15 protein-coding genes are annotated in these 20,411 nt (G+C 65.7%); 2 read left to right on the forward strand and 13 right to left on the reverse strand.

The window, feature by feature from the left end:
• Positions 1-2 precede the first annotated feature (2 nt).
• Positions 3-737, forward strand: coding sequence for an SDR family oxidoreductase (locus GGQ89_RS17235; RefSeq protein WP_240456298.1), 735 nt, complete (start codon positions 3-5; stop codon positions 735-737).
• Positions 738-746: 9 nt separating this feature from the next.
• Here the strand turns inward: GGQ89_RS17235 and GGQ89_RS20100 are convergent, their stop codons facing one another.
• Together GGQ89_RS20100 and GGQ89_RS17245 are read right to left on the reverse strand one after the other, a co-directional pair.
• Positions 747-1,727, reverse strand: coding sequence for a methyltransferase (locus GGQ89_RS20100; protein WP_184106586.1), 981 nt, complete (start codon positions 1,725-1,727; stop codon positions 747-749).
• Between the two features lie 56 nt (positions 1,728-1,783).
• Positions 1,784-2,059, reverse strand: a complete 276-nt coding sequence (locus GGQ89_RS17245) for a hypothetical protein (RefSeq protein ID WP_184106587.1) — start codon at positions 2,057-2,059, stop codon at positions 1,784-1,786.
• 128 nt (positions 2,060-2,187) lie between these two features.
• Here GGQ89_RS17245 and GGQ89_RS17250 point away from each other — a divergent pair, with 128 nt between their 5' ends.
• A complete protein-coding gene (locus tag GGQ89_RS17250) occupies positions 2,188-4,515 on the forward strand; it encodes an FdhF/YdeP family oxidoreductase (protein WP_184106588.1) in 2,328 nt (775 codons plus the stop codon).
• Positions 4,516-4,608: 93 nt separating this feature from the next.
• On the opposite strand, the gene GGQ89_RS17255 is transcribed toward GGQ89_RS17250, so the two are convergent.
• From GGQ89_RS17255 to GGQ89_RS17305, 11 genes are all read right to left on the reverse strand, one after another.
• Positions 4,609-6,042 (reverse strand): porin, encoded by a 1,434-nt coding sequence (locus tag GGQ89_RS17255; RefSeq protein WP_240456297.1) that lies wholly within the window; start codon positions 6,040-6,042, stop codon positions 4,609-4,611.
• A gap of 49 nt (positions 6,043-6,091) precedes the next feature.
• Positions 6,092-7,225, reverse strand: coding sequence for an FMN-dependent L-lactate dehydrogenase LldD (lldD, locus tag GGQ89_RS17260; protein WP_184106589.1), 1,134 nt, complete (start codon positions 7,223-7,225; stop codon positions 6,092-6,094).
• Between the two features lie 16 nt (positions 7,226-7,241).
• On the reverse strand, positions 7,242-8,009 hold the full coding sequence (locus GGQ89_RS17265) for an FCD domain-containing protein (protein ID WP_184106590.1): 768 nt from the start codon (positions 8,007-8,009) through the stop codon (positions 7,242-7,244).
• Entirely contained in the window at positions 8,006-9,679 is a 1,674-nt protein-coding gene (gene lldP, locus GGQ89_RS17270; protein ID WP_184106591.1) for an L-lactate permease, read from the reverse strand. The genes GGQ89_RS17265 and lldP overlap by 4 nt, the downstream gene beginning before the upstream one ends.
• A 404-nt stretch (positions 9,680-10,083) precedes the next feature.
• Positions 10,084-11,559 (reverse strand): tryptophan halogenase family protein, encoded by a 1,476-nt coding sequence (locus GGQ89_RS17275; RefSeq protein WP_184106592.1) that lies wholly within the window; start codon positions 11,557-11,559, stop codon positions 10,084-10,086.
• 39 nt (positions 11,560-11,598) lie between these two features.
• A complete protein-coding gene (locus tag GGQ89_RS17280) occupies positions 11,599-13,635 on the reverse strand; it encodes a hypothetical protein (protein WP_184106593.1) in 2,037 nt (678 codons plus the stop codon).
• A complete protein-coding gene (locus tag GGQ89_RS17285) occupies positions 13,632-16,514 on the reverse strand; it encodes a TonB-dependent siderophore receptor (protein WP_184106594.1) in 2,883 nt (960 codons plus the stop codon). The genes GGQ89_RS17280 and GGQ89_RS17285 overlap by 4 nt, the downstream gene beginning before the upstream one ends.
• A gap of 106 nt (positions 16,515-16,620) precedes the next feature.
• Positions 16,621-17,574 (reverse strand): FecR family protein, encoded by a 954-nt coding sequence (locus tag GGQ89_RS17290; protein ID WP_184106595.1) that lies wholly within the window; start codon positions 17,572-17,574, stop codon positions 16,621-16,623.
• Positions 17,571-18,272: an RNA polymerase sigma factor gene (locus GGQ89_RS17295; protein WP_244955811.1), complete on the reverse strand. Its 702-nt coding sequence runs from the start codon at positions 18,270-18,272 to the stop codon at positions 17,571-17,573. Before GGQ89_RS17295 ends, GGQ89_RS17290 begins: the two co-directional genes overlap by 4 nt.
• Positions 18,273-18,708: 436 nt before the next feature.
• Complete coding sequence (locus GGQ89_RS17300) at positions 18,709-19,755, reverse strand: ferritin-like domain-containing protein (RefSeq protein WP_184106596.1); 1,047 nt, start codon at positions 19,753-19,755, stop codon at positions 18,709-18,711.
• 67 nt (positions 19,756-19,822) lie between these two features.
• Positions 19,823-20,311: a hypothetical protein gene (locus GGQ89_RS17305; RefSeq protein ID WP_184106597.1), complete on the reverse strand. Its 489-nt coding sequence runs from the start codon at positions 20,309-20,311 to the stop codon at positions 19,823-19,825.
• Positions 20,312-20,411 lie beyond the last annotated feature (100 nt).

A 20,411-nucleotide genomic window follows, 5' to 3' on the forward strand; every position in this document is an offset into this window, starting at 1 on the left:
CGATGACCAAGAACCCCACCATGTTGTCCGGCCGCCGCATCCTGCTGACCGGCGGCACCACCGGCATCGGCCGGGCCGCGCTGAAGGCGCTGGCGAACGAGGGCGCGCGCGTCCTGACCTTCGGACGGCATCAGGATGCGCTCGATGCGGCGTTGTCCGGGATCGATGGCGAGGTGATCGGGATCGTCGAGGACGCCGCGACGCGCGACGGCATCGACCGGGTCTTCGCCGCGGTCGACGACCGGCTGGGGGGCATCGACATGCTGGTCGCCTGTGCCGCACTCGGCGCGCAGCCGATCCATGAGATGGCCGAGGAGGATTGGCGCTATGTGATCGACGCCAACCTGACCGGCTATCTCGCCTGCGCCCGCGCTGCGATTCTGCGCATGCAGGACCAGGGCGGCGGCCATCTGCTGTTCGTCGGATCGATCAGCACCGAGATCAAGGCGGCGGGCGAAAGCGTCTATGCCGCGACCAAGGCGGGTATCCAGGCCTTTGCCGAGACGCTGCGCAAGGAGGTTGCGGACAAGCGCATCCGGGTCAGCGTGATCCAGCCCGGATCGGTCGACACCGACATGCAGGAATGCAGCGCGGAGGAGAAACAGACCGCGGTCGCCGAAGGCCGGATGCTGCCTGCCGAGGATGTCGCCGATGCGATCCTGTTCGTCCTCAGCCGATCGGCCAATTGCGACATCGTCAACCTGCGGATCGAACCGCTGATCCAGAAGACGGCGTGAGGGGGGACGTCAGAGTCCCACCCGCCGTATGACCAACCCCACCGCCGCGATCCGTTCGACATCGACATAGGTCGGCTTTTCCAGCTCGTCGCCGAAGATGTCGGGGTCGAGCTCGGAATAGTCGACCTCGAAGCCGGTCGCGGGCAGCTGCTCGGCCAGCGCCATGCGCAGCACGTCCTGCCCATCGACGACCGAAGCGCCCGTATGCAGGATCAGTTGTCCCTTGGGCTTGAGCAGTGCCAGGGCCTGAAGCGTCCAGTCGAGCGAAAGCTGGCCGCCATACAGGTCGCCACCGTCGCGGTAAGCCCGGCGATCCGCGTCGATCATGAACGGCGGATGGGTGACGATCTGGTCAAAGGAGTCGGTCAGCTCCTTTGGTGTCGAGACATTTGCGACGCTGTGCGCGACACCGGCATGTTCGGCGTTGATCGACGCCAGGAACAGCGCGCGCGGGTTGATGTCGGCCAGCGTCAGATGCGAACCGCGCGCAACCCGCGCCGCGACGATCCCGCCGACCCCGGCCCCCGCACCATAATCGAGGATGTGCCGGGCGCCCACGTCCATCCGCCCGATGATCAGCCTGGCGAACCGATAGCTGTCCGGCCCCAGAAACACCGAGTCCGTGGCCGTGGTCGGATAGGCGGAATGGAGGAACAGCGTCCCCTCGACGCGCGACACGCGCAATGTGGCTTGCAGGCACCCGTCATCGCGTTCGACCAGCATCTCCGCAGCGTCCAAGGCGGCACGCAGCTCGGCATCCAACACCGACGGCGAGAAGGGCAGGCTCCAGCCCAATATGTCCCGCACATCGTTCGCGGGCCGATCCCCGCGATTGACGAGCACCCGCGCATGGGTGGCGGGCGTCGGCGTCACGAACTGATAGTCGCGTGCTTCCAGCAATTGCAGGAGGCGCAACAGGCCCTCGCGCTGCTTGGCCGGTCCGGTTGGGCCCTGGGCCGCTCCCGGCCGCTGTTCGATTTCGCCTATCACTCTATGATCCTTGTTTTTTCTCCTTCAATATCGGGGGACAGGCGCAGTTCCCGGTTTCAATATGGATCAGCCTGTTGCTTGGCCGGCTGCGCTTGTTCGATCACTGCTGGCCGCCCACGCCGGGTGCCGAGAATTAGCAAGGCCAAGGCACTCGCCGCCCCGGCAACGAGGATCGAGGGGCGAACGCCAAGGCGGACCGCCGAACGGTCCAGCAGCACCTCTCCCCGCCCGACGGCATTGACCAGTCGCGGCACGATCTGCGTGTCGATGAAGAATTTGGGGACCGAAGGGCCCGTCGTCTTTTTCAGCATATAGTCGCGACCGACCGTCATGGCATTTCTCCTTTTTAAATCCGTATCTTAGATCAAATTCGGGATAGCCGCCGCCGCCACAGGGTTAACGACAAGACCCGGCGAATGTTTCGCAAGGAAACGCCCGCCGCCCCGGCCGGAGATGCCCGATGAAAGCCACGTACAAGCCGTATCGCCTCCCCTCCGGTGGATGGGGCTCCGCGCGCTCGGTCGGCAATATCCTGCGCCGGGAGGGCGTGCTGGGTAGCGCCAGCGTCGCGCTGTCGCGGCATAACAAGGTCGATGGCTATCAGTGCAACAGCTGCGCCTGGGTAAAGCCCGCCACACCGCTCCCCTTCGAGTTCTGCGAAAACGGCGTGAAGGCGGTCGCCTGGGAGTTGACCGCACATCGCTGCACACCCGCCTTTTTCGCCGAACACACGGTCAGCGAGTTGCTGGGGTGGGACGATTACCATCTGGAACAGCCCGGCCGCCTGACCCATCCGCTGCGCTACGACGCTGCGACCGACACATATGTGCCGGTATCCTGGGGCCATGCCATCGAGGAGATCGCCCGCGAACTGCGCGCGGTGGACGACAAGCAGCACGGCACCGTCTTCTACAGCTCCGGCCGATTGTCGAACGAAGGCAGCTATCTCTATCAGTTGTTCGCCCGGCTCTATGGCAACAACAACCTGCCCGACAGTTCCAACATGTGCCATGAAACGACCTCGGTCGCCCTGCCCGCCAGTATCGGCCAGGGCGTCGGCACGGTCGATCTGGGGGATTTCGCCAAGACCGACTGCCTGATGTTCTTCGGCCAGAATCCGGGGAGCAATTCGCCGCGGATGCTCCACCCGCTTCAGGAAGCCAGCCAGCGCGGAGTGCCGATCATCACCTTCAACCCGCTTCGCGAGCGGGGACTGGAGCGGTTTCTGAACCCGCAATCCCCGACCGAAATGCTGACCGGCAAGGATACGCGGATCAGCTCGGACTATCATCAGGTCAAGAATGGCGGCGATCTGGCGGCGATCGCGGGCATCTGCAAGGCGGTGCTGACGCTGCACGACGACGCCCTGGCGGCAGGTGAGCCGCCGATCCTGGACCTCGCCTTCATCGACGCGCACACGCACGGGTTCGAACGCTTCGCCGACTGGCTGCGGGCGCAGGACTGGGACGAGCTGGAGCGGCGTTCGGGGCTGCATCGTGCCGATCTCGAAGCGACCGCGCTCATCTATGCCCGTGCGCCGTCGACCATCGGCATTTACGGCATGGGCCTGACTCAGCATCGCGCGGGGGTCGAGACGGTGCAGATGCTGGTCAACCTGCTCCTGATGCGCGGCAATATCGGGCGGCCCGGTGCGGGCATCTGTCCCGTGCGCGGCCACAGCAATGTCCAGGGCCAGCGGACGGTCGGCGTCACCGAAAAGCCCGAACTGTTCCCCCTCGACCGGCTGGGGGAGCAATTCGGCTTCGAGCCGCCGCGCGAGGCGGGGTACAACACGGTCGAGGCGTGCGAGGCGATCCTCGATGGCCGGGTGAAGGCGTTTTTCATGCTGGGCGGCAATTTTGCCCGCGCGATCCCCGACCAGGGCCGGATGGAGCCCGCCTGGCGCCGGATGCGCCTGACCGTCAACGTCCTGACCAAGCTCAACCGCACCGCTTTGCTCCCCGGCGAGATCAGCTATATCCTGCCGGTGATCGGGCGGCTGGAGATAGACGAGACGGCAGCCGGGCAGCAGGCGCTGTCGATGGAGGACACCTCCGGCTGCGTCCATGGCAATCGCGGGCTTCGCACGCCCGCTTCGCCGCATCTCATCAGCGAGATCCGTCTGCTGTGCGAACTGGCCAAGCAGGTGTTCGAGCCCCATCCCAAGGTGCGGTGGGACGATTATATGACCGACTATGCCGAAATCCGGCGGGAGATCGCCTACACTCTGCCCGACAATTTCCACGATTATGAGACGCGCATGTGGGAGCCGGGCGGTTTCCAGCGCGACCTGCCCGCCAAGCGGCGCGAATGGCAAACCGATACCGACCGCGCCAATTTCGTCACGCCGGAGGCACTCGACGAGGACCTCGACATGCCGGACGTCGGGCATGACGTGCTGCGACTGATGACTCTGCGCAGCAACGACCAGTTCAACACCACCGTCTATGGTTACAACGATCGTTTCCGGGGGATCGACGGCATCCGCAACGTCGTGCTGATGAACCGCTCCGACATCGAACGCCGGGGGCTGAAGGTGGGACAGGCGGTGACGCTGCGCACCGTGGCCGATGACGGCGTCGACCGGCATCTGTCGGGGATGATCGTCGTCGCCTATGACATTCCGGTCGGATGCATCGGCGGCTATTATCCCGAGTGCAATGTCCTGATGCCGGTGTGGCATTATGCGGTGGGCAGCAAGACGCCCGCCGCCAAATCCATTCCCGTGACGGTCGAAAGCGACGGCGATATCGTGATCGAGCCTGGAATGGTGGAAACGTCAGCTTGATAACGCCTTTTGGCGGAGCCGATCGCCCTGTTTTCCTGAACGCTGGCAGGAACTGGAGGCCTTTATCGCATTCTTCATGTGCGATGTGCCGCCCTAAAATCCCTGCTTGACGGTGAAGTGCAGCCGTTCGAGTGTCCCCGAGGCCCCATTGGCCAGTTCGCGATGCGACAGGCGCGCCTCGACGCCCATGTCGAGGCGCGGCAGCGGCGATAGGAACAGGTTGATCGCGGTGTCCCACACCTGCCGCGTCGACAGGGGCGACGCCGATGCCGGGTTCCAGACCCGCTGGAACGAACCCATCCAGGTGCTGCGCAGCGTGCCGGTCCAGAAATGGCGCATACCGGCAAATCCCGCAATCAAGGACACCGGCACCAGTCGGTCGTTCGCCATCTCATAGACCACGTCGGGCGCGACGTTCACGCCGACATAGCGCCCGATCCCGCGACCGCCGGTCATCATGAAGCGGATATCGTCGCCCTTGCCGGTGGGCAACGGCGCGGTCCCCGCCAGCGATATGCCATAACCTTGCGTCGTCACCGCCGGTCGGGCCGTCGCGGGATCGACCCTCATCGACCGGAACAGGCCCGTCACCGACAGGCTGGCCCCCTTCCCCGTCCATAGCAACTGTCCAGTCAGGTCGGGGATGCTGTCGTCGTCATTGTCCGACAAGGCGGTCGCCCCCGCCATCGCCGATACGGTTTCCGGGTTCTCGATCGATGCGGAAGCGGTCCATCCGCCGCCGATGGGGCGGCTGTAGCGCAACAACATCTGCCGAACCAGCACGGTGCCGTCGGTCACGCCGACGAAATCGGCGGTTTCGGGCAGGGCCGCGACATATTGGAAGTTGCTCCAGTCCTGCCCCATGGCGAAGCCGCCATAACCCGCCACCGCGCGGCGGAGCCCGAAGCTATAGGGGTTGAGCGCCCGCTCGCCGCCGGACACCGCCGGGGCGACCTGAAAATCCGCTTCGATCAAGGTCGTCAGCGTCCGGGTGCCGACCGGCGTCGCGGTCTGGAAGGCGATGCGTGACTGTTTGGCCGAGGCATCGGTAAGGATGCCAGAACGCCGCCCGCCGACCGGGATCGATTGCGGCAGCGACAATTCGCGCCCCAGCGGATTGGTCGCGGTGTCGCCGTTGCCGTAGCGACTGAAGATCAGGTCGCCCTTGACGAACCCCGCGATCCGAAAGCTGGTATCGCCTATGCGGAAGCCATAGCCCGAGGGCACGCTGGACGTACCCCCTTGGGCTGTGATCGAAGGGGTCCCCGCCGGACGCGGCAGCGGGTCCTGCGAAGACGGGCGCGTGGCGGGAGCGGGCGCGGCGGCGGCAACCGGGGTGGGCTGCGCGGGCGGTCGTGTCGCATCCAGCGCGCGCTGCACCGCGTCGAGCTGTTGCTGCAACTCTTCGACCTTGCGGCGCAGCGCCTGATAATCCTCGGCGGTTTGCGCGGCGGCGGGTGTCGTTCCTGCCAGCGCCAGACCGGAAAACAAGGCGGCACGCGTGGTCCGCTGCCCGAGATGCGGCATCCTATATCCCCTTTCGATATGGCCGACGTTTGCGCCGTGCCGTTCCACGTCAGCGTGCGATGATGGTCGAGTCGATGTCGGCGATTGTCCGCACGCCGGTCAGCGCCATCGCCACCCGCATTTCCCGGTCGAACAGTTCGAGCAGATTGGCGACCCCCGCCTGGCCATCGGCGGCCAGCGCATAGATGAAGGCCCGCCCCAGCATGACGGCATCCGCCCCCAGCGCCAGCATCCGCACCACGTCCAGCCCCGACCGTATGCCCGAATCCGCCAGGATTGTGAGCTGTCCCTTCACCGCGTCGGCGATGGCGGGCAAGGCGCGCGCCGAAGACAGCACGCCGTCGAGCTGCCGCCCGCCATGGTTCGACACGACGATGCCCTGCGCGCCGAAGCGCACCGCCTCCCGCGCGTCCTCGACGTCGAGGATGCCCTTGATGACGATCGACCCCTTCCAGAAGTCGCGAATCCATTGCAGGTCGCGCCAGCCGATCCCCGGATCGAAATTCGCGCCCAGCCAGCCGATATAGTCGGCCAGCCCCGTGGCCGCGCCGCGATAGGCCGAGATATTGCCCAGGTCGTGCGGCCGCCCATGGATGCCGACATCCCAGGCCCAGCGCGGATGGGTGACCGCCTGCAGCATCCGCCGCCACGCGGCATGGGGACCAGACATGCCCGAATGCGCATCGCGGTAACGGGCACCCGGCACCGGCATGTCGACGGTGAAGACCAGCGTCTCCACCCCCGCCGCCTGCGCCCGCTCCAGCGCGTCGCGCATGAAGCCGCGATCCTTCAGCACATAGAGCTGGAACCAGATGGGCGCGGGCGACTGGCGCTGCACCTCGTCGATGGCGCAGACCGACACGGTCGACAGGGTGAAGGGCACCTGCTTGTCCGCCGCCGCCCGGGCCGCCTGCACCTCGCCGCGCCTGGCATACATGCCGGTCAGCCCCACGGGGGCGAGCACCACCGGCATTCCAAGCGACTGTCCGAACAGCGTCGTGCTCAGGTCGATATCGGCGACGTCGCGCAGCACCCGTTGGCGCAGCGCCACGTCGGACAGGTCCGACACGTTGCGGCGCAGCGTATGCTCGGCATAGGCCCCGCCATCGATATAGTGGAACAGGAACGGGGGCAGGCGACGCCGCGCGGCTTCGCGATAGTCGGTGGTGGCGGAGATGATCATCGGATCGTTCCCAAATCTATAGCGAGGGGTCGGCGTCGCGCGCGGCGGCAGCGCGTTCGGACCGGGCAAGGTCGTCCTCGACCCGCCGGACCGTGTTGCGCACGAATTCGAGATGGACGTCGGCGGCCTCGCGCGCGCCGTCGGCGTCGCCCGCGACGATGCAATCCATGATCGCACGGTGCTGCGCCGACAGCGCCTCGAACGTCCGTGGCACGGCGTAGATCTTTTCGCGGCTCTGCGAGATGCTGGTGTGGAGCAGTCCGAACAGGCTGGACATGACATGCGTCAGCACCGCGTTGCGCGAGGCATGGGCGATGGCGAGGTGGAAGGCGGCATCGGCATGCGCCTCCGCCGCGACGTCACCCGCATCGTGCAGCTTCTCCATCGCGTCGAACCGGCGCCGGATGCGGTCCTTGTCCACCGCATCGGCGCGCCGCGCGGCATGATAGGCGGCCGCACCGTCTAGCGACTCCCGGACCTCGAAGATATCGTGGCCATAACCCGGATTGGCCTCGACCAGCGGGGCCAGCGGTTCGGCGATCATCTGTTCGGTCCATTGCGCGGACGGCTCGGCCAGGATCGCCCCGGCGCGCGGGCGGATGGTGATGCGGCCCTGTGCCGCCAGCCTGTTCATCGCCTCGCGCAGGATGTTGCGCGACACCCCCAGCGTCTCCGCCATCGCGCGTTCGGAGGGCAGGCGCGCGCCGGGCAGCAATTTGCGCTGCGCGATCAGCTCCTCGATCGCGGCCTCCGCCCGGCCCGACACGCTCGATATGCCGCTCATGGGATCATCCACGGCACGAGATAGGCCTGAATTGTGGTGAGAATCCCGACCAGCGCGCAGAGCGGCAGGCTGTGGCGCACGGTGAAGCGGAACAGGTCGGATTCCTTGCCCACCAAGCCCACCGCGGCACAGGCGATGGCGATCGACTGTGGCGAGATCATCTTGCCGGTGACGCCGCCGGTGGTGTTGACCGCGACGAGCAGAACGTCGCTGACGCCGATCTGGTGCGCGGTGTTGGCCTGCAATGCCGCGAACAGCGCGTTCGCCGATGTATCCGATCCGGTCAGGAACACGCCCAGCCAGCCGAGGAACGGCGAGAAGAAGGTGAAAGCCGATCCCGTATGCGCCAATGCCAGTGCCAGGGTCGCCGACAGTCCCGAATAATTGGCGAGGAACGCGAAGGCGAGGACCATGCCGATCGAATAGATCGGAACCAGCAGGCTTTTCAACGTCTCGACAAAGGTGCGCGCCGCATCCGCCGGCTTCATCCGCAGGAAGGTGATGGTGACGATCGCGGCCAGCATGATCGCGGTGCCGGTCGCCGACAGCCAGTCGAACTTGTATACCGCTTCATAGGGCGTGACCTGCGGCACGATCGGCGGCACCTTGGCGACCAGCTTGTCGAGGAACGGTACGTGCAGCTTCAGCACCAGGTGGGCGAGCGGCCCATCGGCGGCGAAGAGCGCCTTGACCGGCGCGATGCTCCACAGCGTGACGAACACGGTCAGGATCAGGAAGGGCGACCAGGCCCAGGCGATCCTGGCGGGCGAATGGCGGACAGCCCGGGTCGAGATCGGCGCGACCGGCACCGCACCATCGGCGGCGACCTCTGCCGCGTCGAAGCGGAAGATGCGCCGGGGTTGCCAGAAGCGGAGGAAGATGGGCAGCGCGATCAGGGTCGCCAGCGCGGCGGTGATGTCGGGCAGTTCGGGTCCGATGAACTGCGCGGTCAGGAACTGGACGATGGCAAACGAACCGCCCGCGACCAGAATGGCGGGCCATGTCTCACGCACCCCGCGCGGGCCGTCCATGATCAGGATCAGCCAGAAGGGCACGATGACCGACAGCAACGGCAACTGCCGCCCCGCCATCTGGCCGATCAGGAACGGGTCGATGCCGGTCACCTGCCCCGCGACGACGATCGGAATGCCCATCGCCCCGAACGCCACGGGGGCGGTGTTGGCGATCAGGCACAGGCCTGCCGCGTAGAGCGGGCGAAAGCCCAGCCCGACCAGCAGGGCCGACGTGATCGCGACCGGCGCGCCGAACCCGGCGGCCCCTTCCAGAAAGGCCCCGAACGCGAAACCGACCAGCAGCAGTTGCAGCCGCTGATCCTCGGTCACCGTCAGGATCGATTGCCGGATGACGTCGAACGCACCGGTCGCCACCGCGATCCGGTACAGGAACACCGCGCCGAGGATGATCCAGGCGATCGGCCACAATCCATAGAAGAAACCGAAGACCCCGGCGGCCAGCGCACTATTCACCGGCATCCCGTACAGGGCGATCGCGACCGCCAGGGTCAGCGCAACGGTAATCGTGCCCGCCACATAGCCTTTCAGACGAAAGACGGTCAGCGCGAGAAAGAAAAAGATGATCGGTATGGCGGCGACCAGGCTGGAAAGCCAGATATTGCCCAACGGGTCATAATTCTGCGCCCAAACCGCCACGGCACCGCTCCTGAAAGATTAGTAGTACCAGATCCTTATATCTTGATCTAAAATCTGCCGTCTGGTGGCCAGCGTCAACTATGGCCGGCACCGATCATCGCTTTTTGGTACTACCATGGAAAGTCACGGAGATTGCTGAGAAAAGCTCTTCGACCGTGACCGGAGATCGCAGACCGCGGCATATGACAGGCTGGCGAGATCGCGGGACAGCCTGCCAGTTTCACCGGCTAGGCAGGTCGGATAAAGCCCTCCGGAGCAGGCGTGAAGCGAGGCTCGCGAAGCCTATGAGGGAAGCTGCGGTTTCGCCGTAAGGGATGGCGACACGTCGCCCTTCCCCGGCCTACTAGCCTGTGGCTTGGGCGATGTCGAATTGGCGGTTTTCGCCCGCCGCGACCGGCAAAGGCTTACGAGAGAGGCGGCATAGCCGCCGTCGTTTTGACGATGTCCGCTCGTAAGGCGGCCAATTGGCGCAAATTGTCCTCTCGCCCCAGGACTTCGACCAGCGGATTATGATCGCCCGGGCGCTCGCCCTGGCCGTCGAGAACGGCGAACCAGCTCGCGTCGCGGAACAACTCGTCGCTCGACAGGACGATACGACCCGAGCTTCGGAAGTGCCCGAGTTTCTCCGCCAGCGTATCGGGAATCGCCATTGCCTGTCGCTCGCGCCACATGGGTTCGTCGCGGCCCATGGTGGCGTGATAATGCAGGATCAGGAAATCACGCACGTCGAGCATCTCTTGCCCGAACACCCGGTTGAACTGTCGCGCCAGCAGGGGCGAGCAATCGGCCGCCGGAAAGAGCGACAGCAATTTGGCGATGCCGCTCTGGATCAGGTGGATGCTGGTCGATTCCAGCGGCTCGAGGAAACCGCTCGACAAGCCGATCGCGACGACATTGGCCCGCCACGCCTCCCGCCGCATTCCGGGGGTAAAGCGTATCAGACGCGGTTCGGCGAGCGGCGGCCCGTCCATCCCGGCGATGAGTGAGGCGCGTGCTTCCTCTTCGTCCTGGAACCGGCTGGAAAAGACATAGCCGTTGCCGACCCGGTGCTGGAGCGGAATGCGCCAGCGCCACCCCGCCTCGGCCGCCGTCGCGCGGGTATAGGGCGTGCGATCGCTCTCCGCCGCGCTCGGTGCCGCCCAAGCCCGGTCGCAGGGCAGCCAGTGCGACCAATCGTCAAAGCCGACACCCAGCGCCTGCCCGATGAGCAGCGCGCGCAACCCCGAGCAGTCGATGAACAGGTCCCCCGCCACGACCTGGCCGCCGTCCAGCGTCAGCGACCGGACGAAGCCGCTCTCCCCATCCTGCTCCACCGACGCGACGACGCCTTCGATCCGGCGTACGCCCGCGCGCTCGGCCAGTCTGCGCAGATATCGGGCATAGAGCCCAGCATCGAAATGATAGGCATAACCCAGCGTCGAGAGAAGCGAACGGCGATCGGCGACGGGACGCGCGAACCGCCCCGCTCGTGCCGCCTGTGCGGTCAGCGAATAGGCCTCGGTCGGTACGCGGTCGCCATCGGCGCGGGCGCGGATCAGGCGGTGGAGGAACATCGCGCCGTCACCCGGCGGGCCGTATGTGCCGAAGGGATGGAAATACCGGCTCCCCTCGCCGTTCCAGCCGACAAACTCGATGCCGAGCTTCACGGTCGCCTTGGTCTCGGCCATGAACGAGCGCTCGTCCAATCCGATGATCTGATTGAACCAGTGGATGGTCGGGATGGTCGCCTCACCGACACCGATCGTGCCGATGGCATCGGACTCGACCAGTGTGATCGCGACACCCTGGCCCGCCAGCGCACGCGACAGGGCGGCGGCCGTCATCCAGCCCGCCGTCCCCCCGCCCAGGATCACGATCCGGCGAATACGTTTCTCCGTCATGGGCGCGAGCCTAACCGATGATCCTCGTGCCAGCGAGCATCATCGGCTCGAACACGCGACCGTCTGGCCCGTCGGGCGACGGAGCGCGAGATAGACGGTGCTCCACAATTGCGCTGCGTTGGACTCGTCGACATCGGCACCCGCCGCACCGAAGGGTACGACCTGGTAGCGGCCATCGGCATAGCGCCACGACCACAGCTCGGAGCTTTGCACCCTGCGCGTCGCCTCGATTCCGTCCCACAGGCAGGATTGCGCGCGGGCCAGCGATGCGCGAACATCGGCGGGCAGGTCACGCCGCTCCAATTGCCGGGCCAGACCGGCCGCGACCAGCGCCTGTTGCCAGCTCCACACCACCGTACCGTGATAAGCGTTGGGCGAGAATTTGCGCTGGATCGCCGCGTCGGCAAAGGCGGGATTGGCGACGAGCATCCCCACCCCTGTTCGCAGGCCGGCCGGAAAGGCGTCGATGAAGCTGCTCGCCATCACCTTCAGCGCTTCAGCCGGGGGCCGGGCGAAGAGCAAGGCAAAGCCGGGATCGCTATTTTGCACCGCAATCGGCCGTCCCTGCGCGTCGAGCGCGATTGCCGGGAAGCGCATCGGCGCATCGCCGATCGACGCCAGCGCGGGTGCGTCCGGTACGCCGATCATGCGCGCATAGCGGCTGACGGCCTGGCGTGCCTCGGCGGCGGTCAGCGTGACGTCGAACAGCGGGGGGGCCTTGGTCCGCCAGATTTCGGCCACCGCCCGCGCCGCGCCAAACGCCTTGGCATCACTGGCAGACAGATAGGGCCGGAGCAGTCCGCTGGCCGCCAACGCCGCCGCCGAGTCCAGCGCGGCGGGCACGAGCACGGCGTTGACGTCATAGGGGATGCGGCCCCCCGCCAGTCCGTCATTGCTGTCGCGCCATTCGCCCGCATCCATGCCGGGCTTCAGCGCGATCAGCTTCGCCGGAACCGGATTACGGGCAAAGGGCTGTGCCTGACGCAGGACGAAGCATAGATTGCGCACCATCCGTGCGCCCATCGTCTCGCCACCCACCCGCTGCGCAAGAAACGCCGCCGCCCGCGCCCGCCCCCGGGGATCGTCGAGCAACCAGGCCCGCGCGACGGGTGCGAGCATATAATCGCTGTCGACCATGTTGTAGTTGTAGACGGGGGCGTCCGAAAGGCTGCCATCGGCCTTGCGATGGTCGAGGATCGCGAACTCGCCAATATCCTCCTCATGCGCCACCTCGCCTTGCGGCGACAGGCGTGCCAGCACCGATGACAGGCCCGTTTCCACCGCTTCGGGCTGTAGCGCGGGCATCAGGAGACGGACCGACATCAGCGTGTCGCGCCCGAAATAGGTGTCGAACCGCCACGACCCGGCCAGAAACTTCTCGGCATAGCTGAGGAAGGTCAGCGCGTTGCGCGCGCCCTGGTCGGGCTGTGCCTTGGCGTTGAGCAGGTCCGTACCGCCGCGCGGGGTCAGCGGCGTCTCGCCGGTTAGCGCCATCACGGCGAAGCGTATCCGCCCGTCCTTGCCCGCCAGGATCGCGCCATTGTCGATCCGGCCATCGGTGACGGCCACCGCCAAGTCATACCCCGCAGCGCCATCCAGCCGGTCGCGCGACCAGCGGATCGCGCCTGCCGTTATCCGCGGACGGGTCAGCACTTCGGCGGGGGCAGTGCCAAGCGCCTGATAATCGCGGATGACGCGGATGCTGGACAGCACAGCCTGACGCGGAACCAGGCGCTCCGCATCGATCGTCACGGTGAAGCGCACGCCGTGGAGCGGCCGCCCCCTGGCATCGTTGACGGTGACGGGCTCCGGTTCACCCTCCAGCCGCCACTCGGCCTCCCGCGCCAGCGGCTCGAACCATAGGGCGGTGCCGCTATTGCCCGCCGGAAAGGCGACGAGGAGGCGGGGTTGCTTCCCCGATCTCAACACGACATGCGCCGCGACCGGGCCGGAGCGCGTGAAGCTGTTGATGTTCAGCCCTTCGCGCAAGGCATAATGCTCGACCGGTGCCGCGCCGGTCAGGCCGAGCAACGCGGCCAGCCCCAGCGACAGCCGCAACCCCGCCTTCGCGCTCACAGCTTGAGCGTCGCGCTGATCAGGGCATTGCGCCCGACGATCGCACGGCCATAAAAATAGCCGTCCACGATCGTCTGGGTCTGGCCCTGACGTGGATTGCCCTCGGTAAAGCCCTTCACGTCGGTCAGGTTGTCGACGCTGACCGACAGGTTCAGGCGCGGCGTGGCGTCGATACTCGCACCGATCGAGAAGACGCCATAGTCGGGCAGCGCGATACCGTTGCCGCTGTCCGCGAAGATCTTGCCGATATATTTGTAGCGCCCGTAAATCTCGCCCAGGCCGCCGGGCAGGACGAAGGACGGGGTGACGGTCAGCAGCTTCTTCGGCGTGCGCTCGGGCGTGTTGCCGTCATATTGCGGCTGGGCGACGCCGTTGAAGCGGAGGTTGCTGAGCTTGGGGTCCTGATAGACACCCTGCACGTTCAGGCTGAAGAAATCGACCGGGCGCAAGGTCGCGTCGAGTTGCACGCCGTTGGTGAAGTTGTCGGCCAGTGCATTGCTCGCCTGGGCCGGGTTGGCGGGGTCGATGAACTGGTAGTTCTGGTCGCGGAACTCGGTACGGAAACCGATGACCGAGGCGTTGAAGCCGTTCGCCTTGAACCGCACGCCGCCCTCGTACAGCGTAAGCGCGGTTGGTGCATGGGTGCCGCCGGTATCGCCGCCATTGGTCTGGAAGCCGCGCGCGCCGCGTACATAGAGCGCGACATGATCGGTCAGCTCGTAGTTGATGCCCGCCGTATAGGCCCAATCGGAATAATTGGCGGTCTGGCGGGTATAGGTGCCACTGAACGTGCTGCCGACATTGTCGTACAGGCCCGGCGTGCCCGCTGGAACCGCGGCGTTGACGGCCGCAGAATTGCCGATGTCGACCCGGACATGCTGATGCTCGTAGCGCGCACCGAAGTCGATGTGCAGCCGGTCACCGATGGTCAGTTCGTCGTTGAAATAGGCCGACAGCGACGTGACCTCGTCGTTGAACAGGCCTTGTCCCCAATTGCCGTAATTGACCATGCCGTTGTTGGTCAGCGATCCCAGCACGCCGCCCGCCGCGTTCAGCGCGACCATGTCATAGACGTTGGAGTCGTTGCGCACGTCGTTCAGCACGGTTGCGACCGCCGACTGGTTGTTGGAGCGGCGGACATTATAGACCATGCCGCCGACGGTCAGCGAATTGTCGATATTGCCGCCGCCGAAATCCCATTTCACACCGAAATCGCTGCCGAAATCCTTGGTCGACAGAGTCTGGTGGTTGAGCACCGTCTGCTGAAGCAGGCCATTGCCGTTCAGGCCGTTGAGCGCGGCGGTGTTCGACGCGGCGATCACCTGCCCGGTGCGAATGTTGCGCAGGCCATATTGCGCAACGCCGGGAAAGCGGAGCGCGGCAACCTGGAAATAGGTCAGCGGCGAGGCTTGAAGCGGGGTCAGCCCGGCCAGCGGCGAAGACGCAGGCGTCAGATAGTTGAGCGCCGATGTCAGGCCTGCGGTGCCCGACCCGCTGCCTGGAAAGATACCGTTGAAATCATAGGACCCGTCCAGATAACGCGCGCGACCGAACAGGCGCAGGCTGGGGCTGACCGGCACCTCGACATCGATACGATAGGTATTGGCCTTCACATGGATACCGTCGGCCGAGCTGAATCGGCGCAAGCTTTCACCGGTTGCGGGCGCGTTGGGCACGAGGAACTGGGTAAAGCCGCGCCCGCCCGCATCATCACGCTTCAAGTCCAGGCCGGGCACGCTGCCGATCGTGCCGTCCGCCGCCACCCGGAACGGCATGCCGGCATAATAAGGGAAATGCTTGTCGCCATGCTTCACCGTGAAGCGGACGAGGCCGCCATTGGCGAATTTCTTCTCCAGCATCGCCTTCACGTCATAGGCGTTGAAGGTGAAAGGCGTACGGCGCACGCCCTTTTGGGAGGTGACATAACCGCCGACGTTGAACGCCCAGCCATCGGCGATCGGTGCAGAGAAATAGCCATCGGCGCGCAGGTCGCCATAGGTGGTGCCGGTATAGCGCACCATCGCCCTCGCCTTGTCATGGTCGGGCTTCAGCGAGATGAAGTTGATCGTCGCGCCCGCACCATTGGGGGCCAGCACGCCCGACGTGCCGCCCTCGACCGCCTCAAGCCGATTTATGGTGATGTCGTTCTGGAAATAGAAATCCGCGCCGCCGCCGCCATAGAGGATCGGCATGCCGTCCTCTTCCAGCGTGATGAAGGTCTGGCCGCCACCACGCAGGCCGCGCACGGAATAGTTGTTCGAGATCGGCCCCGCCGTGCCCTCGACGAAAATGCCGGGCACCAGTTCCAGCGTCTCGGCGGTCGAGCGCGGGGCCTTGCGCAGCAGGTCCGCCGCGCTCGCCAGCGTGACGTTGGACGAGGAGTTGAACAACGTCCGACGGTCCGAGGTGTTGCCGGTAACGATGATCTCGTTCTGCGCCCCGTCGTCGGCCTGTTCGGTGTCGGCGGCCCCGCTATCGTCCGCCGTGGCGGCGGGCGAGTTGCCCGGTCGGGCTCCGCCGTCCTGCGGCAGGGTGTAGCCCACCGTCCGCGTCGCCGCCGGCTTGCCCGCCCCGATCACTGCCGTCCGCCCGTCGAACGACAGCAGCCGCAGGTGGCTGGGCCCGATCAACCGCTTCAGCCCTTCCTCGATGCTCAGCTGTCCTTTGACGGCCGACACGGTCTGGCCGCGCGTCACGTCGCTCGGCGCAAGGATCTGGATGCCCGCCTGCTGGGCGAAGCGGACCAGCCCGGTCGTCGCAGGCTGACGGGGAATATCGAAGTTGCGGACCGTCGCCTGAGCAGCGACGGCAGGCGATACGATCCCGGCGGCGATCGCCACCATCGAGACAAGCGGAATGGTCAGAATCTGGCTGCGCATGGCACCCCTCCCAGAAGTTTTTTCGACACGCTTCATACGGCGCTGATCCAAGGATGCGCGGCCGCCGCGTTTCCGTCGCCCCGCCATCAAATTTTTCAAAACGATTTTACTGGGGGATAATGCGGGTCACGTCGCCTTTGCCCGGCACCTGGCGGCGCTCGACCCGGCCACCGACCATAGCCGCGCTGGCGGCCGCGAAGCCGTCGACATCGTAGATGCGGAACCAGCCCACGACGCGCCGTCGGGCCAGTGGCGGCGCGACTTCCAGCTGGTCGTTGTTGTAGCGGTTAAATTCCGCCACCGCCTGCCCCAGCGTCATATCGTCGAGCACGATGCGCCCTTCCCGCCACGCCAATTGCTGGTCCGACGCCTGGGGCTGCATCGCCCGCACCGCCATCCGGTCGGGATGCAGGACCGCCCATTCGCCTGCGGCCACACGGCGCGGCGGTTCGGTGCTGTCGACCGACCAGATCTTCACCACCCCCTTCGTCACCACCACGCGAGCGGCTTCGCCCTCCCGCCGGACATCGAAGGCCGTGCCGACCGCCTGGACGCGATAGGGTCCGCTCGCCACCACGAATGGCCGCTTCGGATTATGCGCGACCTGGAACCAGGCCTCGCCCTTGCTCACATCGATATGTCGCTCCGCGGGCGTGAAGGCCACGCGCAGGGTCGTGCCGCTGTTGACGAGCGCGACCGATCCATCGGCGAGCGGCATGCGCCGTATCTCGCCGATCCGCGTATCGATGCGCTCCCCCCGGTCGGGCCAGAACCCGAGGCTTAGCCCGGCCACCAGCGCGGCCGCCATCGCGCCGCCGCCCCACCGCCGCCAATGCCGTCGATTGCGTTGCGCACGCCCCTCATCCTCGAACCCATCGTCTTCGGAAAGCCCCGACAGGGCCCGAGCACGGTCGAGCAGACCCAGCGCCGCCCTTGCGCGCAGGAGAGCCCCCCGATGCCGCCCATCTTCCTCCAACCAGGCCGCCAGCCTGGCGTCCTCGTCACTATCCAAGCCCCGGTCGATGGCGGCGGCCCAGCGACAGGCGATATCGTCGATCATCGCCCGCCCCCCAATCCCCGGCGGATCGCGCGCGCGGTCCGGGACTGACGACGACGGATCGGAAGCTCGGCCTTTTCTTCCTCGCTCAGCTGGTCCAGAATTCGCTTCAGGCCGCGCGCGACGTCATTTTCCACCACGGTTTCCGGGATATGCAGCCGCATCGCGATGTCGCGCTGCGCCATGCCGTCGATCTTGCGCAGCCGGAAGATCTGACGCGCACGATCCGGCAGTGCATCGATCAGGCGCTCGATCCGGGCCAGCATATGCCGCTCGGCCACGATCTCTTCGGGCGAATGGGACAGGTCGGGTGCGCTGTCCAACTCGGCCAGACCGCTGGCCGCGTCGATGCTGACGACCCGTTCGCGCCTGATCTGCTCCAGCACGACGTTGCGCGCGGCGCGGAAGAAGTAACGGCGCGGGTCGTCGATATGGGCGAACCCGTCGAGCCTGCTGATCCGGCAGTAGGTCTCCTGCACCACGTCATCCACGTCGACGGTCGGAAACGCCGCGCGCAGCCAGATCCGCAACTGCCGCTCATGCGGCAGAATGTAACGACCGACCCAGGCGACAAGCTGATCCGAACTCACGCGGCTCCCCTCATCATCCAAGATGCAGCAGCCTTGCCTTTCCGTCGAGACGACCAGTAATTTTATGGCAATCCGATCGGGCACGGCCCAGATTCGCCGGTCCGCTCCCATGCGCGGGGAAATGCCGTCTAAGTTTGCGGTGTTGCGGGCGTGATCCGGCCCGACAATCCCGGACTGGTAGCCGCATAGCTCGACATATTGGCCTCAAGAACGAAGGCAAGCGTCGAGACGACGTCGATCCATTTCCTGATACGCAGCCGCGTTTCGGCACACCAGGCATTGGCCGGTCGTTAATTCCCACCAGCGGATTGGATCCGAACGACAAAGGCGCGACTATCCGCGCTGGGAAATCCCGAATTCGAACCGCCGCTCGCTGGCTGCCTCGATGCCCTGCAGGCATCGATCCCACAACGGCCAAACGGCAACGCTTCGCCGCAACTACATCGCCACAATCCGGATGTCAGAGCCAGACCGGTGAACCGTCAACCCGATCCACCGGCTACCGGGGCTGATCACCTGAACCTAACTCATCATTTTAGCCGCAGCATCAATATGTGTTTGCGCCGCTGACCCGGATGGTGCCGTTGACGCCAGCCGGGAAAAAAGCACCGGACGACACCGAGGCGGCCGACGCGTAAAGAATCCCCAGCGCCTGCTCTGGCGTGCGACGGATCGCAATCCAATTGTAGTTCACGATGTCGATCTTCGAGTAAACCCAATCCGCGCCCGCGAAGCCGCCGATTCCCGGAGCATCCGATTCCATCGCGCGCGGACCGTCATATTGGTCACGCCCAAGAGCCATGGCAACCGCACGACCAAAGAGATTGCTTTGGCCCGCTGCCGGAACCCGCACGTCCGCGTCAGCCCGTACGAACAGCGAGTTACGCAAGATCGCATCGCTGGCTGCGATGCCAGCGGCAAAGGCGGCCATCCCCGTGCGCAACGCCGCGGTGAGTTGCCAAGTCACATCATAGACTGCCTGAGTCACGACCGACGACAATGCGACAGCGCCCAGCAGGAAATCATTTTCGGAAGCATAGGGATCGAAGAAGCTGGTGACTGCGGGCGGCGGCGTGCCGCGCTTCGTTATCGCAATCGCCTGGAACGGGCTGCCTTCGCCTCCGGCAATGTTGATCGCCGGTTGCGCCGTGACCGCGCCGGCCAGTGTGCGGCGCAGATAGGCGATTCGCGCGTCGGTTGCCTCCGATACCTCCCGCATCATCGCGAGCAGGCTCAGGTCGGTGAATGCCACCCGGCGCCCCCCCGAAACCGTACCGGCTGCTCCAGCGCCGCCGGTCATGCTGGCCGAAAGTGCGCCACCATCGAGCGCACGATGCAGATAGGCGGCGAGCAGATAATGGAGTTGAAGCCCGAAATTGAGGCGGTCATTGTCCGTTGCGGTATAGGTCGGCGGCAGCACCGTGGATGTCGCGGTGCCGGTAGGCGTCGGCGTCGCCACGGCTTCCGCACCGACGACATCGTCGTTGCACGCCGAGAGGAACGACAGTCCCCCGGCCATTGCCGTGGCACTACCGGCCATCTGGAGAAAGCGGCGGCGTGTATCGTCAAAGCCCGAAATGTCCTGATGTGCCATGATGTGTCCCCTGCTGATTGCCTGTCGCGTGGCGAGCCGCGTCAGCGGCGGCCTGCCTGAACGCCATTCAGTTCGCGGCGCTGGTGCCGATGATGCCGTTGATGCCGGTCGGGAAGAAGCCGCCCTGGCTCACCGCACCCGCATTCATGAACAGCACGTTCAAGGCCTGCTGCGGCGTGCGGGTCAGGTAAAGTCCGTCCGCGTTGGTCTGGCCGATACGAGTCACCGCTGATCCGTTGCTACCGATGGTCGGTGTCAACGGCCTTTCAGCGGTCGCCGTGCCATCGACCCGGTCTCGCCAGGCGGCCAGTTTGTCGACCGCTACGAGCAAGTCCGGCTGTTGCGCGGCCCGCTGCTGGATCATGTATCGCACTGCGGTGGCGTTGGACGCCGCCGTTGCGGACATTGTCACCATCGTCGCCTGCACGACATCGTTGGTCAGATTTGGCAACATTCCCGCCAGGACGGACGCCTGAACCGACAACAGCGTATCAGCCGCCAGCAACCCGTTGTTCGGTGAGGCATAAGGATCGAAAGTCTCGGTCTGACCAATCACGCCGGCTAGGGTCAGGACTCGTTGATCACAGCCAGAAGATGACGGTGGCCGCGAGAGCAACGGCGGGAAAGAAGGCCGTGGGGCAGCGATCGTAGCGTGT

The organism is Sphingomonas yabuuchiae (assembly GCF_014199595.1).
GTDB lineage: Bacteria > Pseudomonadota > Alphaproteobacteria > Sphingomonadales > Sphingomonadaceae > Sphingomonas > Sphingomonas yabuuchiae.